Origin of the sequence: Amycolatopsis sp. CFH S0740 (genome assembly GCF_004522315.1) — a bacterium.
GTDB classification, from domain to species: domain Bacteria; phylum Actinomycetota; class Actinomycetes; order Mycobacteriales; family Pseudonocardiaceae; genus Amycolatopsis; species Amycolatopsis nivea.
In genome coordinates, this window is record NZ_SDLS01000039.1 from 14,647 (window position 1) to 28,621 (window position 13,975).

Genomic DNA, 13,975 nt, shown 5'->3' on the forward strand with positions numbered 1-13,975 from the left:
CGAGTATTGCACACAGTTCACTCGTACTGTATTCAGTTCATATGGCCAGCTCTTTCGATGTCGCCCGCGCACGGTCCGAAACCCCAGGGTGCGTCGGAGTCACGCACTTCAACAACGCCGGCTCCGCCCTCCCGCCCGCACGCGTCACCGACACCGTGATCGACTACCTGCGCACCGAATCCCTGCTCGGCGGCTACGAAGCGGTCGAACAGGCCAAGGACCGCATCGACGGCGTGTACGCCTCGATCGCGCGGCTGCTCAACGCCGCCCCGGAAGACATCGCGCTCAGCGACAACGCCACCCGCTCGTGGCAGGCGATCTTCTACGCGCTGCCGTTCGGGCCGGGCGACCGGATCCTCACCGCGAGCGCCGAATACGCCAGCAACGCCATCGCCTACCTCCAGATCGCGCGCCGCACCGGAGCGACCGTCGAGGTCGTGGGCGACGACGAAACCGGCCAGCTCGACGTCGCCGACCTGCGCCGCCGCATCGACTCCGACGTCAAGCTCATCGCGGTGACCCACGTGCCCACCCAGGGCGGCCTGGTGAACCCCGCCGAGGAAATCGGCGCCGTCGCACGCGAGGCGGGCATCCCGTTCCTGCTCGACGCGTGCCAGTCGGCCGGACAACTGAACCTCGACGTCGAACGCATCGGCTGCGACGCCCTGACCACCACCGGCCGCAAGTACCTGCGCGGCCCGCGCGGCACCGGGTTCCTGTACGTGCACCCGCGACTGCGCGACCGTCTCGAGCCGGCGATGCTCGACCTGCACTCGGCCAAGTGGACCTCCCCCACCGAGTACGTCGTCGACCCGACCGCCAAGCGATTCGAGGTATGGGAACGCGATTACGCCGCGGTCCTCGGCCTCGGCGCGGCCGTGGACTACGCGCTGGAATGGGGCCTGCCCGCGATCGAAGAACGCGTCACCGCCCTGGCCGCGACCCTGCGCTCCCGCCTGGCCGAACTGGACCGCGTCACCGTGCACGACGCGGGCGCGCGCAAATGCGGGCTCGTGACCTTCAGCGTCGACGGACTGCCCGCGGACGAGATCAAGGACCGGCTGAACGCGGCGAAAATCAACACGAGCGTGGCGCGCCCGCCATCGGCGCAGTACGACTTCACCGCCCGCCAATTGCCGGATCTGGTGCGCGCGTCGGTGCACTACTACAACACCGACGAGGAGATCGACCGGCTGATCGGAGAGGTCTCCGCACTCGCGCGGTGAGATCACCCGGTTGGCGCAGTATCCAGCGCCGCCGAAGCCGCCTCTTGTCTCGCGTACACCCGCGGAGTGCGCTGCGGCCGGGCCTGTCGAGGGGGCAGGCCCGACGGGGCAAGGGGAGGAACGAGAAGGCCTCTTGGGCCGGGAACGATGGGGGATCCCGGTTCAAGGGGCCTTTTCTTGCGTCCGCGGACACCGCACCGGATGCACACCGGTCCAGGCGGCGAAAACAAGCCGACCCCATCCGGTGAAAACTCCACCGGATGGGGTCGGCTCGAGAACGGTGGGCGCAGCAGGGATCGAACCTGCGACCGCTCGGGTGTAAACCGAGTGCTCTCCCGCTGAGCTATGCGCCCGCGCGCCGGAACGGGGAATCCCCGCCCCGGCGAGCGAAAAGAATTCAGGCGGTCAGTTCCTCGACCGCCTTCTTCCACCCGGCCTGGTCGCGCGCCTCGCCCGGCGCGTTGACCTCGGCGAAGCGGACCACGCCTTCGGTGTCGATCAGGAAGGTGCCGCGGACGGCGAGCCCTGCCTGGTCGTTGAACACGCCGTACTTCTGCGCCACCTCGCCGTGCGGCCAGAAGTCCGACAGCAGGGGGAACTGGTAGCCCTCGACCTCGGCCCACGCCTTGAGCGAGAACGGCGTGTCGACCGAGACGCCCAGCACCTGGACGCCCTTGCCGTCGTAGTCGCCGAACTCGTCGCGCAGCTGGCACAGTTCGCCGGTGCAGATCCCGCTGAAAGCGAACGGGTAGAACACCAGCAGGACCGGCTTGTCGCCCTTGAACTGCGACAGCGTGACCGGCTGCTTGTTGTAGTCGTTGAGCGTGAAGTCAGGGGCCTGCGAACCGACCTCGACGGCCATACCGGCGATTCCTCTCCAGAGCGAACACGAGCGTGCCGCCCACCCTATCGCGGCCTCAGCGCTGCTTGGCCTTCGAGGACTTCGGCGACACCAGCCGGGTGCCCAGCCAGCCGGGGCCCACGCTGATGTTGGCCGTCTGGGCGAGCCCGACCTGGGGCACCGCCTCGGCGATGTCGCTGGGCTCGACGTGCCCGGGCTGCCCGGTCTTCGGGGTCAGCACCCAGATCACGCCGTTCTCGTCCAGCGGGCCTCGCGCGTCGACCAGCGCGTCCCCGAGGTCTCCGTCGTTGTCGCGCCACCACAGCAGCACAACGTCGATGACCTCCTGCGCGTCTTCGTCGAGGAGCTCACCGCCGATGGTTTCCTCGATCGCCGCGCGGACGTCGTCGTCGACGTCCTCGTCCCAGCCGATCTCCTGGACCACCATGTCCGGCTTGATGCCAAGGCTCTCGGCGACGCCGGCGTTGCCTGCGTCTCCCGCGGCGACCACTGCTTCCACTCCTCCAACTACGACGGAGCGCGGCGGTAGGTCCGCCGCACTCGGATACACGGTTGTCGAACAGCGAACACTGACGCGGCGCTGCGCGCAACCGTCCACACCGGATCTTTGGCAAGTCGTGTCTGCAGCGTAGGGGCTTGCCGCCTCCCCGCCCGACTCCGGGTGGCACTCAGTACCCACCGCTGCGAAGCCCTCCCCGGGAGCCTCCTTTAGGGTGGAGGAGAGAAAACGCGCGCGCGATACACCGTGCGCGGGGAGTGGCGACACTCGGGCGGCCGATGTTACCGGGCAGTACAGGTGACGGGAACCCCAACCGGGACGACCATGGACGTCGGCGAGCACTCCCGCCCACCAGCTACAACGGCTACAACCAGCTACAAGGAGACCCCTTGGCCCCGCAGAACGACGGCGCCTCCGGCAAGGAGACCCCGGCTCGCGTACGCGTCATCCGTGACGGACTCGCGGCGCACCTTCCCGACATCGACCCGGAAGAGACCAGCGAATGGCTGGACTCCTTCGACGAGGCGCTGGCGCGAGGGGGCCAGCAGCGGGCCAGGTACCTGATGCTGCGCATCCTCGAGCGCGCCCGGGAGCGCAACGTCGGCGTCCCGGCGCTCACGTCGACCGACTACGTGAACACGATCCCCACCGAGAACGAGCCGTGGTTCCCGGGCGACGAGGAGATCGAGCGCCGCTACCGCCGCTACATCCGCTGGAACGCGGCGATCATGGTGCACCGCGCGCAGCGGCCGGGCGTCGGCGTCGGCGGCCACATCTCCACCTACGCCTCGTCGGCGGCGCTGTACGAGGTCGGCTTCAACCACTTCTTCCGCGGCAAGGACCACTCCGGCGGCGGCGACCAGGTCTTCTTCCAGGGCCACGCCTCCCCCGGCATGTACGCCCGCGCGTTCCTCGAGGGCCGCCTTTCCGAGCAGCAGCTCGACGGGTTCCGCCAGGAGTACAGCCACGCGGGCGAGGGCGGCGGCCTCCCGTCGTACCCGCACCCGCGGCTGATGCCGGAGTTCTGGGAGAACCCGACGGTGTCGATGGGCCTCGGCCCGATGAACGCGATCTACCAGGCGCGGTTCAACCGCTACCTGCACGACCGCGGCATCAAGGACACCTCCGACCAGCACGTCTGGGCGTTCCTCGGCGACGGCGAGATGGACGAGGCCGAATCGCGCGGCCTGATCCACGTGGCCGCGGGCGAGGGCCTGGACAACCTGACCTTCGTGATCAACTGCAACCTGCAGCGGCTCGACGGCCCGGTGCGCGGCAACGGCAAGATCATCCAGGAGCTGGAGTCCTACTTCCGCGGCGCCGGCTGGAACGTGATCAAGGTCATCTGGGGCCGCGAGTGGGACGCGCTGCTCTCGGCCGACCGCGACGGCGCGCTGGTCAACCTGATGAACGTCACGCCGGACGGCGACTACCAGACGTACAAGGCCAACGACGGCGCCTTCGTCCGCGAGCACTTCTTCGGCCGCGACCCGCGGACGAAGGAACTGGTCAAGGACCTGTCCGACGCCGATGTCTGGAACCTCAAGCGCGGCGGGCACGACTACCGCAAGGTGTACGCGGCGTACAAGGCGGCCATGGAGCACCACGGCCAGCCGACGGTGATCCTGGCCCACACGATCAAGGGCTACGGCCTCGGCCCGTCGTTCGAGGGCCGCAACGCCACGCACCAGATGAAGAAGCTCACCCTCGACGACCTGAAGCTGTTCCGGGACGCGCAGCGGATCCCGATCAGCGACGAGGAGCTCGAGAAGAACCCGAAGCTGCCGCCGTACTTCCACCCCGGCCCGGATTCGCCGGAGATCGAGTACATGCGCGGCCGCCGCAAGGCGCTGGGCGGGTACCTGCCGGAGCGCCGCCCGAAGACCGCCAAGGCGCTCGTGCTGCCCGGCGACAAGGTCTACGAGGGCGTCCGCAAGGGCTCGGGCAAGCAGGAGGTCGCCACCACGATGGCGATCGTCCGGCTCATCCGCGAGCTGGCGAAGGACTCGGAGATCGGCAAGCGGATCGTCCCGATCATCCCGGACGAGGCGCGCACGTTCGGCCTCGACTCGATGTTCCCGACCGCCAAGATCTACAACCCGCACGGCCAGACCTACACCTCGGTCGACGCGAGCCTGATGCTGGCGTACAAGGAGTCCGAGAAGGGCCAGCTGCTGCACGAGGGCATCAACGAGGCGGGTTCCACCGCGTCGTTCACCGCCGTCGGCACGTCGTACGCGACGCACGGCGAGCCGATGATCCCGATCTACATCTTCTACTCGATGTTCGGGTTCCAGCGCACCGGCGACGGCCTGTACGCGGCGGCGGACCAGATGGCCCGCGGTTTCGTGCTGGGAGCCACCGCCGGCCGCACCACGCTGACCGGTGAGGGTCTGCAGCACGCGGACGGGCACTCGCTGCTGCTGGCGGCGACGAACCCGGCCGTGGTGGCGTACGACCCGGCGTACTCGTTCGAGATCGCCCACATCGTCAAGGACGGCCTGCGCCGGATGTACGGCGAGACCGGCCCGGACGGCAACGGCGAGAACGTCTTCTACTACATCACCATCTACAACGAGCCGTACCAGCAGCCGGCCGAGCCGGAGAACCTGGACGTCGACGGCGTCCTGAAGGGCCTCTACCGGTACGCCGACGCCCCTGAGGGCGACGGTCCGGAGGTCCAGGTGCTGGTCTCCGGCGTCACGATGCCGGACGCGCTCAAGGCGCAGAAGATGCTGGCCGAGGAGTGGGGCGTGCGGGCCGCGGTGTGGTCGGCGACGTCGTGGGGCGAACTGCGCCGCGAAGCGGTCGAGATCGACCACGAGAACCTGCTGCACCCGGACGCGACGCCGCGGGTTCCGTACGTCACGCAGAAGCTGGCCGAGGTCTCCGGCCCGGTCGTGGCGGTGTCGGACTGGATGCGCGCGGTGCCGGACATGATCCGCCCGTGGGTGCCCACCGACATGCTCACGCTCGGCACCGACGGGTTCGGCTTCTCCGACACCCGCCCGGCCGCGCGGCGCAAGTTCCTGGTGGACGCCGAGTCGATCACCGTCGGCGCGCTGTCCGCGCTCGCCAAGCGCGGCGAGTTCGACCAGGCGAAGGTCGCCGAGGCGGCGCGCCGCTACCGGCTCGACGACGTGGCGGCCGCCGGGCCGCAGACGTCCGACTCCGGCAACGCGTGACCGTTGTTTGACTCAGAGGCCCCTCCAGGACGGTGTCTTGGAGGGGCCTCTGCCTTAGGGTAGACATCGGATGTATCCGGATGTCTGACGAAAGGTGGTCGAGCGTGACCCAGCGTCGCCTGCCCCGGCCCAGCGAGCTCAAAGAGATCCTGCGGCCGAAGCCGATCGTGCTCAACCCGACCGACCGGCGCCTGGCCGGCGCGCACACGATCGCCGACCTGCGGATGATCGCGCGCAAACGGACCCCGCGCGCGGCGTTCGACTACACCGACGGCGCGGCCGAGCTCGAGGACAGCCTGCGCCGCGCCCGGCAGGCCTACCGCCGGGTGGAATTCCAGCCCAACGTGCTGCGCGGCGTGTCCGATGTGGACACCAGCAGGGAGATCCTCGGCAAGCGCTCGGCGCTGCCGTTCGCGTTCGCGCCCACCGGGTTCACGCGGATGATGCAGACCGAGGGCGAGCGCGCGGTGGCCAGGGTGGCGCAGCGCAACAACATGCCGATGGCGCTTTCGACGATGGGCACCACGTCGATCGAGGATCTCGCGGCCGCCGCGCCGGACGCGCGCAAGTGGTTCCAGCTGTACGTGTGGCGCGACCACGGCGCGGGCGAAGATCTGATGAATCGCGCGTGGGAGAGCGGATACGACACGCTCCTGCTGACCGTCGACACCCCGGTCGCGGGCCAGCGGCTGCGCGACGTCCGCAACGGGCTCACCATCCCGCCCGCGATCACGCTGAAGACGTTCGTGGACGGCGCGATGCACCCGGCCTGGTGGTTCAACATGCTGACCACCGAGCCGCTGAACTTCGCGTCGCTCAACCGGTTCGGCGGCACCGTCGCGGAACTGCTGGACAAGCTTTTCGACCCGACGCTGAACTTCGACGACCTCGACTGGGTGCGCCAGACCTGGCCGGGCAAGCTCGTGATCAAGGGCGTGCAGAACGTCGACGACGCCCGCGAGGTGGTGAAACACGGCGCGGACGCGGTCCTGCTGTCCAACCACGGCGGCCGTCAGCTCGACCGGGCCCCGACGCCGATCGAACTGCTGCCGGCGACGCTGGACGCGGTCCAGGACAGCGCCGAGGTCTGGGTCGACACCGGCATCCTGTCCGGCGGCGACATCGTGGCCGCGCTCGCCCGCGGCGCGAACGCGGTGCTGATCGGCCGCGCGTTCCTGTACGGCCTGATGGCGGGCGGCGAACGCGGCGTGCAGCGCTGCGTGGACATCCTGCGCACCGAGATGATCCGCACGATGCAGCTGCTCGGGGTCCGGCGGGTGGACGACCTGCGCCCCACCCACGCCACGCTCCGCTGAGCCCGATGTCCGTGAAGGACTCCTTGAGGGAATCTGATTCCCTCAAGGAGTCCTTCACGGACGTATAGCCCGGGTTGGTGCGGTCGGCGTAATCGCGTATCCAGTGACGGACATCACGTCTCCTGCCTTCGGAAGATCCGAGGGGGAAAGACCATGTCCGTCACGCTGAACCGCCGCGCGCTGGCGATGCTCCGCGCGATCGCCGCCGGCCGAGCCGAACTCACCCGCAGCTGCGAACCGGATCTGAGGGTCGACGGCCTGCCCTGCTGCGACCAGACGACCGCGCACGATCTCGTCCGGGAAGGCCTGGTCCGCCCGGTGTCCGCGCTGGGCGGACCGGTCGGGCAGTGGACGCGGGCCGAGCTGACCCCGGACGGGCAGCTCGCGCTCGGCGCCTGACCTCAGCGCGCCGCGGCGACGGCTTTCCCGCCGGACACCGCGCTGCGCGCCGAGCGGTTCCAGGTGACCCAGCCGTGGACGACCAGCGCGGCGAAGACAATGTAGATCGCGGCCGAGAAGTACAGGCCGGAGCTGATCTGCAGCGGCACGCCGATCGCGTCGACCACCAGCCACACGCCCCAGAACTCCACGAGCCCGACGCCTTGCGCGGCGAACGCGACGAGCGTCCCGACGAAGATCGCGGCGTCCGGCCAGGGCGCCCACGAGGCGTCGAGTGCCTGGAGCGTCAGCGCCATCGCGACCGTGCCCAGCCCGAACGCGCCGAGCATCACGGCCCGCTCGGTCCAGCGGCCCTTGCGCACGACGACGCCGTACACCGGGTCGGTCCTGCGGTTCCAGGCCCACCAGCCGTAGAGCGAGATGAGCAGGATCGCGACCTGCCGTCCGGCGAGACCGCCGAGATGCGCGGACGCGTAAACGGAGAAGAGCAGGACGGTCGCGCCGACCTGCACCGGCCAGGTCCACAGCGTCCGCCGCTGCGCGAGGAACACGACCGCGAGCGCGAACACCTGCCCGGCCAGCTCGGCGATCGAGATCCACTGGCCGAACACGGTCACGCCGTGATGCAACAGGAAGTCCACGTCGGCACCCCTTCCGATCTACGCCTCCCAACATGCAACACGGAGCCGCCATTCCCGTGCCGATGTGAGACTGCAGACAGTCCCGCTGAGTGGACGCCGGAGCCGGACATGGCGGAGGCCCGGCGCCGAGGTGGCGCCGGGCCTCCATCGCCCGGAACGGCGGGGCCGACTGTGGTGATCGAGCCCAGCCTCGCGTGCCGCCCTTGCCGACCGCCACGAGCGGAATGGCGCCGGGCAGACCGCAGGGCCGCGCTGCCGAAGCAACGCGGCCCCTTGTCCCCGATCCGCGGATCGGGGAAGGCCGTCAGCGAAGCCGCCGGCCGGACTCGAATCCGGTCAGCAGCACGGCCTTGAGCCGGTGAACCTCCGCGGATCAGCTCGCTGTCCGCGAAATCCCCGGCTCGACTGGCGCTGGATCAGCGATCCACGCGGCCGAACCCGGCGGGCGGGGTCGGCGGCTCCGGCGGGCGGCCGCCGTCGGCGGGCATCTGGCGGGTCTGCTCGCCCGGCTGCGGAAGGCTGCCCGACTGGGACTGCGGGTAGCTCTGCGTCCGGGCCTGCCCGGCGTGCGCGTGCTGCCCGCTCACCTGGCCCGGCTCCCGTGCACTGTTGCCGGAGCCGACCTGGCCCTGCAGGTTCGCCAGCCAGCCGCCCCAGCGTTCCTGGGCCGGCTTGATCAGGCCGCCGCCGAAGCCGACCACGATCACGCCGCCCGCGGTCGCCAGGACCGCGATCAGGATCGGGCCGGTCACCGCCGTCGCGATGTTCACCTGGCCCAGCGCCGCGATGATGCCGAACGCCATCACCAGCCAGTACGCGATCGTGCTGAGCAGCCGCCCGGCCGAACGGCCCGACAGCGCGCCCGCGACGACGTCCCGCACGACCTTCGCGATCGCCGCCGCGACGATGATCAGCACCACCGCGACCAGGATCCTCGGCAGGAACGCGATGATGTCGTTCAGCAGCTGGCTCACCGGGTTCGACTGCCCGAACACCCCGAACGCCAGCTGCAGCGCGATCAGCAGAATGAAGTAGTAGACGAGTTTCACGAGCACCGCGGTGGCGTCGAGATTCGCGCCCTTCACCATTCCGGTCAGCCCGGTCTTCTCCACCATCCGCGTGAAACCGAGCTTTCCGAGAACGAGCCCGACCGCTTTGGACACGGCTTTCGCGATCAGCCAGCCGATCAAGAGGATGATCAGAAAACCCACGAGTTTCGGGACGAACGTGGCCACCAGATTCCAGGCCTGTCCGAGTCCGTCCTTGAGTTGTTCACCCACGCTGGCTCCCTTCGCCGCGGTTCGACGTGGATTCCGGCACCGTCCTGTCGCACCGGGTCGCAGGACAGGTACCCACTGCGCCCGAGTGCTGTGCACCACGATCGAGTGAGACGACTGGCGCGGGAAGATCAATCGCCGCCATACTTGTCCTACCGGTGGGGACCGGGGAGACGAGGCCGCTCGGCGCAGCGAAAACCGCAAGCGCCGAGCGGCCTCGAACATTTTCCGCTCTTTATCGCCGCGCGCCGGCGCATCCGAGACGAATGCGGTTCGGGTTTTCTCCGCCGTTCATCTGGCCTTCATGTTCGGGCGATTGGCGAGTCGCCGACGGATTTGCGCGCCGACCAGCGGACGGCGGCGGAGATGTCCGGACGGGAATCCCGTGCGGGCGCGGTCTGTGCGGTGCGAATTCGCGGCGCGCGACAGCCCGCGGCGGCGAATTGCGCGGGTCTTCCGCACGCGCGCCGGATAACCGCGCGACGGCAATAGCGAGCGGCCGAGATGCCGCGCGAAGGTCAATAACCGACGCTCGGCCAGGGTGGCCGGAACGGCGGGTTCGCGAGGGCGGCGTTCACGCAACTCACCCGATGCCGCTAACCCACGTGGGTTAGGGCCTCCGCTGCCCAGGTCCCGCACCGGGCCGGCGCGTCCACCGAGAGTAGAGGCTTTCGGAAAGAAACGGCGGGCCGCGGCATTCCGCCGCGGCCCGCCGTCCGGAACTTCGCGGTCAGGCCGCGCGCAGGGCGTCCCGCAGCTTCACCTTCGCGCCGGTGCGCATCACCGCGTTGCGGTAGATCCGCGCGGCCAGCCAGATCAGCGCCGGGATCAGCACGATCACCAAACCCACCGACAGCACCGCCTCCCACACCGGCACGCCGCCCATCGCGAGCCGCATCGGCATCAGCGTCGGCGCGAACACCGGGATCAGCGACAGCACCTCGGCCAGCGGGCTGCCCGGATTCGACGGCAGGATCGAAATCCCCACCACGTACCCGGCGATCACGAACATCAGCGCGGGCATCGTCGCGCCGCCCACGTCCTCCTGCCGCGACACCAGCGCGCCGAGAGCGGCGAACACGATCGAATACATGAAGAACCCGAGCAGGTACCAGACGATCAGCCAGATCACGGTGCCGACCGCGGCGTTCACCGAGATCGTCAGCACCCCGAACCCGAGCCCGGCCGCGACGCCCGCCACGCCGATCGCCAGCATCTGGATCAGCCCGACGACGCCGATGCCGAGCACCTTCCCGGCCATCAGCTGCCACGGTTTGATCGTCGACAGCAGCAGTTCGACCACCCGGGACGTCTTCTCCTCGACGACGCCCTGGGCCACGCTCTGCCCGTTGAGCATCAGCGAGAGGTAGATCAGGATGCCCGCGATGATGCCGAGCACCAGCTGCTGCCCGTTGTAGTCGTACGGTTTCTCGAGCGGCGGCAGTTCGTCGATCGTCGCCTCGGCGGTCGCCTGGCGCACCTTCGCCGGATCGCCGCCGAGGGACTCGATCTGCTGGTTGAGCGCCAGCTGCCCCTCGAGCACGGTGAACGTATTCTTCAGCTTCGCGTCCAGGTCCTTTTTCACCTGGACGTGCACCCGCTTCGCGTCCTGCACCAGCAGCGCGTCGATCGAACCGTCCCGCAGCTTGTCCTGGCCGGTCTTCTCGTCGGGCACCTGCTGCGTCGCGACGGTCTGGCCGATCGACTTCGCCGTCGCGCTCAGCGGCTGCGCCAGCGGCGAGGCGGCAGGCACGTAGCCGACCGTCGCGTCGGCGCCCCCGCCGCCGTTGAAGAGCTTGAAAACCAGCGCCAGCCCGACGACGATGACCACCATCACCAGCGTCGTGATGCGGTAGGCCTTGGAATTGACCCGCGTGGAGATTTCCCGCCCGGCGACGAGGCCGACCGCCGACATCGGGCTCATCTGGACGTTCGACCCGGTCATGCCGCGGCCTCCTGCTGCTCGGACACGACAGAACGGAACAACTCGGTCAGGGACGGCAGTTTGCGGGCGAATTCCCGCACCGGGCCGGTCGCCAGCGCGGCGCGCAGCACCGCCTGGTCGTCGGCGCCGTCAGCCAGTTCCAGTTCGGTCACCGGGCCCTTGCGGCCGAGCACGGTCACGCCGGGCAGCGCGGCGGCCCAGTTTTCCGGAGCCTCCGGCGCGTCGACGAGCAGCCGCACGGTCCCGCCCGCGCGCAGTTCCGCCACCGTGCCGGAGGCTTCCATCCGTCCACTCCGGACAATCCCGATCCGGTCGCACAGCCGTTCCACCAAATCCAGCTGGTGACTGGAAAACACGACCGGAACGCCCTCGGCGGCCTTCTCCTTCAGCACGTCGCTCATCACGTCGACGGCCACCGGGTCCAATCCGGAAAACGGTTCGTCCAGCACGAGAATCCGCGGTTCGTGCACCAGCGCGGCGGCCAGCTGCACGCGCTGCTGGTTGCCGAGGCTGAGCTTCTGCACCTCGTCGTCGCGGCGCGCGGCCACGCCGAGGCGTTCGGTCCACCGTTCGCTCGACGCCTTCGCCGCGGCGGCGGGCATTCCGTGCAGCCGGGCCAGATACGTGAGCTGTTCGCCGACCTTCATCTTCGGGTACAGGCCGCGTTCCTCGGGCATGTAGCCGATCTGCCGGCGCGTTTCGTGCGTGATGGGCTCGCCCGCGTAGCGAACCTGGCCCGCGTCGGCGCTCAGCACGCCGAGCGCGATGCGCATGGTGGTCGTTTTGCCCGCCCCGTTGCTGCCGACGAATCCGAAAAGCTCCCCCGGCCGCACGTCGAACGTCATTTTCTCGAGCGCCACGACGGCGCCGTACCGTTTGGAGATCCCGTCGATCTCCAGTCCGGGCTCTGGCATGGCCCGTCCCCCTGTTCTTTTTTCGCGCGGAGTGATCCCCTACCACCCCACCCCGGATCCTAGGCACTTCGTCCAGGCGCCGCCCACCGCCTGAGGTCGCCGTCGCATCCGCCTAAAGTTGCGGGTCGCGCGCGGCACGTAGGATCGGATCCGACATGGCCGACACCACAGGACGCCCAGCGCGCAAGCACCACGGACTGTCCGCGAAAACCCTGCGCAGCCTGGAGCACGCCTCCGGGCGGCTGGCGAGCGCGAGCGTCGCGGAAATGGAACGCCGGCTGGTGTGGTTCGCGCGGCTTCCCGCCGACCAGCGCGCCAGCGTCCTGCTGATCACGCAGACCGGGGCCAGCGGATTCGTCGCGTGGCTGCGGGATTCGAAGGAAGCGCTGAAGCTCACCACCGAGGCCTTCCGCGACGCGCCGACCGAAGTGTCGCGCTGGATCAGCCTGCGCCAGGCCGTCGCGATGGTGCGGCTCGCGATCGAGGTGTTCGAGGAGCAGCTTCCCGAATTCGCCGCTTCGGAAGCCGAACGTGCCGCGCTGATCGAAGGAATTCTGCGCTACGGCAGGGAAATCGCTTTCGCCGCGGCCAATTCGTATGCCGCGGCGGCGGAAGCGCGCGGCGCGTGGGACGCCCGGCTCGAAGCACTCGTGGTCGACGGAATCGTCCGCGGCGACGCCGAAGAATCCGTCCTTTCGCGAGCCGCGGCGCTCGGATGGGATCCGGCCGCAGCGGCGACTGTGGTGGTGGGAAATCCACCGTCGGAAGACCCGCCGACGGTGGTTTTCGACGTCCGCGCCCGCGCCGCCCGCGTCGGCCGCGCGGTACTGCTGTCGGTGCAGGGCTCGCGGCTGGTGATCGTGATCGGCGGCCCCACCGAAGGCGGGCCGAAGGAACGCGAAATCCTCGCCCGGATGTCAACGGTCTTCGCCGACGGCCCGGTCGTCGCCGGTCCGACAGTGCCGACACTGGCCGAGGCGCACCACAGCGCGGCCGAGGCGCTGTCCGGCCTGCGCGCGGTGGTCGGCTGGCCCGCCGCCCCGCGCCCGGTGCGCTCCGACGACCTCCTCCCCGAACGAGCCCTCTCCGGCGACCCCGGCGCGGAACGGCTGCTGGTCGACCTCGTGGCCCGGCCGTTGGAAGAAGCCGGAGCCGCCCTGCAGCGGACGGTCGAGACCTATCTGGACACCGGCGGGGTGCTGGAACGCTGCGCGCAAACGCTGTTCGTGCACCCGAACACGGTCCGGTACCGGCTGCGCAAAGCCGCCGAACTCACCGGCCGCAACCCGACCGACGCCCGCGACGCACTGGTGCTGCGGGTCGCGCTCACGGTGGGCAGACTCGCCCGGGCCCGCGGGCTTTGGTGACCGCCACAGTGAGGTTTTCTCACTAACGCGGTGCGCGGTGAGTAAGAGGTGCTGCGGGCCCGGCCAGCAAGGCGCGCCGGGGCGGAGCCTCTCCCGTTTCGGCCCGGTCGACGCCGCCCGCGCATCGCCGCAACAACGCCGCACGCCGCGCTGCTGAAAAACCCCAATGTGGCATTGGGTGCATGTCACGCACCCAATGTGGCGTTCGGTGCGTCTGACGCACCCAATGCCACATTGGGAGCATCCCGCTCCGCCCCGCCGAGCCGAGGCGCGACCACGGCGTGACAGGGACACGGCGAGCGCGTGGCGGGTGACAGACTTCACGGCAAGCGCTGGTTGAATCC

11 protein-coding genes and 1 tRNA gene are annotated in these 13,975 nt (G+C 69.5%); 5 read left to right on the forward strand and 7 right to left on the reverse strand.

All coding sequences use genetic code 11. The features are described 5' to 3' along the window. Positions 1-41 precede the first annotated feature (41 nt). Positions 42-1,226 (forward strand): aminotransferase class V-fold PLP-dependent enzyme, encoded by a 1,185-nt coding sequence (locus tag EIZ45_RS40365; RefSeq protein ID WP_134670228.1) that lies wholly within the window; start codon positions 42-44, stop codon positions 1,224-1,226. A 281-nt stretch (positions 1,227-1,507) separates the two neighbouring features. Here EIZ45_RS40365 and EIZ45_RS40370 read toward each other — a convergent pair. The 3 genes from EIZ45_RS40370 to EIZ45_RS40380 form a co-directional block, all read right to left on the reverse strand. After that, a tRNA-Val gene (locus tag EIZ45_RS40370) sits at positions 1,508-1,579 on the reverse strand. A 44-nt stretch (positions 1,580-1,623) separates the two neighbouring features. Next, positions 1,624-2,088 (reverse strand): peroxiredoxin, encoded by a 465-nt coding sequence (locus tag EIZ45_RS40375; protein ID WP_020657595.1) that lies wholly within the window; start codon positions 2,086-2,088, stop codon positions 1,624-1,626. Positions 2,089-2,143: 55 nt separating this feature from the next. Next, the gene (locus EIZ45_RS40380) at positions 2,144-2,578 is read right to left on the reverse strand and encodes a DUF3052 domain-containing protein (protein ID WP_009074710.1); all 435 of its coding nucleotides are present in this window, start codon (positions 2,576-2,578) and stop codon (positions 2,144-2,146) included. A 398-nt stretch (positions 2,579-2,976) separates the two neighbouring features. Between EIZ45_RS40380 and aceE the strand changes: the two genes are divergently transcribed. The 3 genes from aceE (at position 2,977) to EIZ45_RS40395 (ending at position 7,487) form a co-directional block, all read left to right on the forward strand. Beyond that, on the forward strand, positions 2,977-5,772 hold the full coding sequence (gene aceE, locus EIZ45_RS40385) for a pyruvate dehydrogenase (acetyl-transferring), homodimeric type (protein WP_043835979.1): 2,796 nt from the start codon (positions 2,977-2,979) through the stop codon (positions 5,770-5,772). A gap of 104 nt (positions 5,773-5,876) precedes the next feature. Beyond that, positions 5,877-7,088 (forward strand): alpha-hydroxy acid oxidase, encoded by a 1,212-nt coding sequence (locus EIZ45_RS40390; RefSeq protein WP_037820496.1) that lies wholly within the window; start codon positions 5,877-5,879, stop codon positions 7,086-7,088. Positions 7,089-7,241: 153 nt separating this feature from the next. After that, complete coding sequence (locus EIZ45_RS40395; RefSeq protein WP_037820494.1) at positions 7,242-7,487, forward strand: hypothetical protein; 246 nt, start codon at positions 7,242-7,244, stop codon at positions 7,485-7,487. A 2-nt stretch (positions 7,488-7,489) separates the two neighbouring features. Here EIZ45_RS40395 and EIZ45_RS40400 read toward each other — a convergent pair whose 3' ends face one another. The 4 genes from EIZ45_RS40400 to EIZ45_RS40415 form a co-directional block, all read right to left on the reverse strand. Continuing rightward, positions 7,490-8,128 carry a nicotinamide mononucleotide transporter family protein gene (locus EIZ45_RS40400; protein WP_043835982.1) on the reverse strand — a complete coding sequence of 213 codons (639 nt, stop codon included), beginning with the start codon at positions 8,126-8,128 and terminating at the stop codon, positions 7,490-7,492. 416 nt (positions 8,129-8,544) lie between these two features. Next, positions 8,545-9,408, reverse strand: coding sequence for a hypothetical protein (locus EIZ45_RS40405; RefSeq protein WP_134669558.1), 864 nt, complete (start codon positions 9,406-9,408; stop codon positions 8,545-8,547). 727 nt (positions 9,409-10,135) lie between these two features. Then, on the reverse strand, positions 10,136-11,350 hold the full coding sequence (locus EIZ45_RS40410; RefSeq protein ID WP_106961431.1) for an ABC transporter permease: 1,215 nt from the start codon (positions 11,348-11,350) through the stop codon (positions 10,136-10,138). Further along, positions 11,347-12,264, reverse strand: coding sequence for an ABC transporter ATP-binding protein (locus tag EIZ45_RS40415; RefSeq protein WP_043835984.1), 918 nt, complete (start codon positions 12,262-12,264; stop codon positions 11,347-11,349). Before EIZ45_RS40415 ends, EIZ45_RS40410 begins: the two co-directional genes overlap by 4 nt. Before the next feature lie 155 nt (positions 12,265-12,419). Here EIZ45_RS40415 and EIZ45_RS40420 point away from each other — a divergent pair, with 155 nt between their 5' ends. After that, on the forward strand, positions 12,420-13,631 hold the full coding sequence (locus tag EIZ45_RS40420) for a CdaR family transcriptional regulator (RefSeq protein ID WP_134669560.1): 1,212 nt from the start codon (positions 12,420-12,422) through the stop codon (positions 13,629-13,631). Positions 13,632-13,975: the final 344 nt, after the last annotated feature.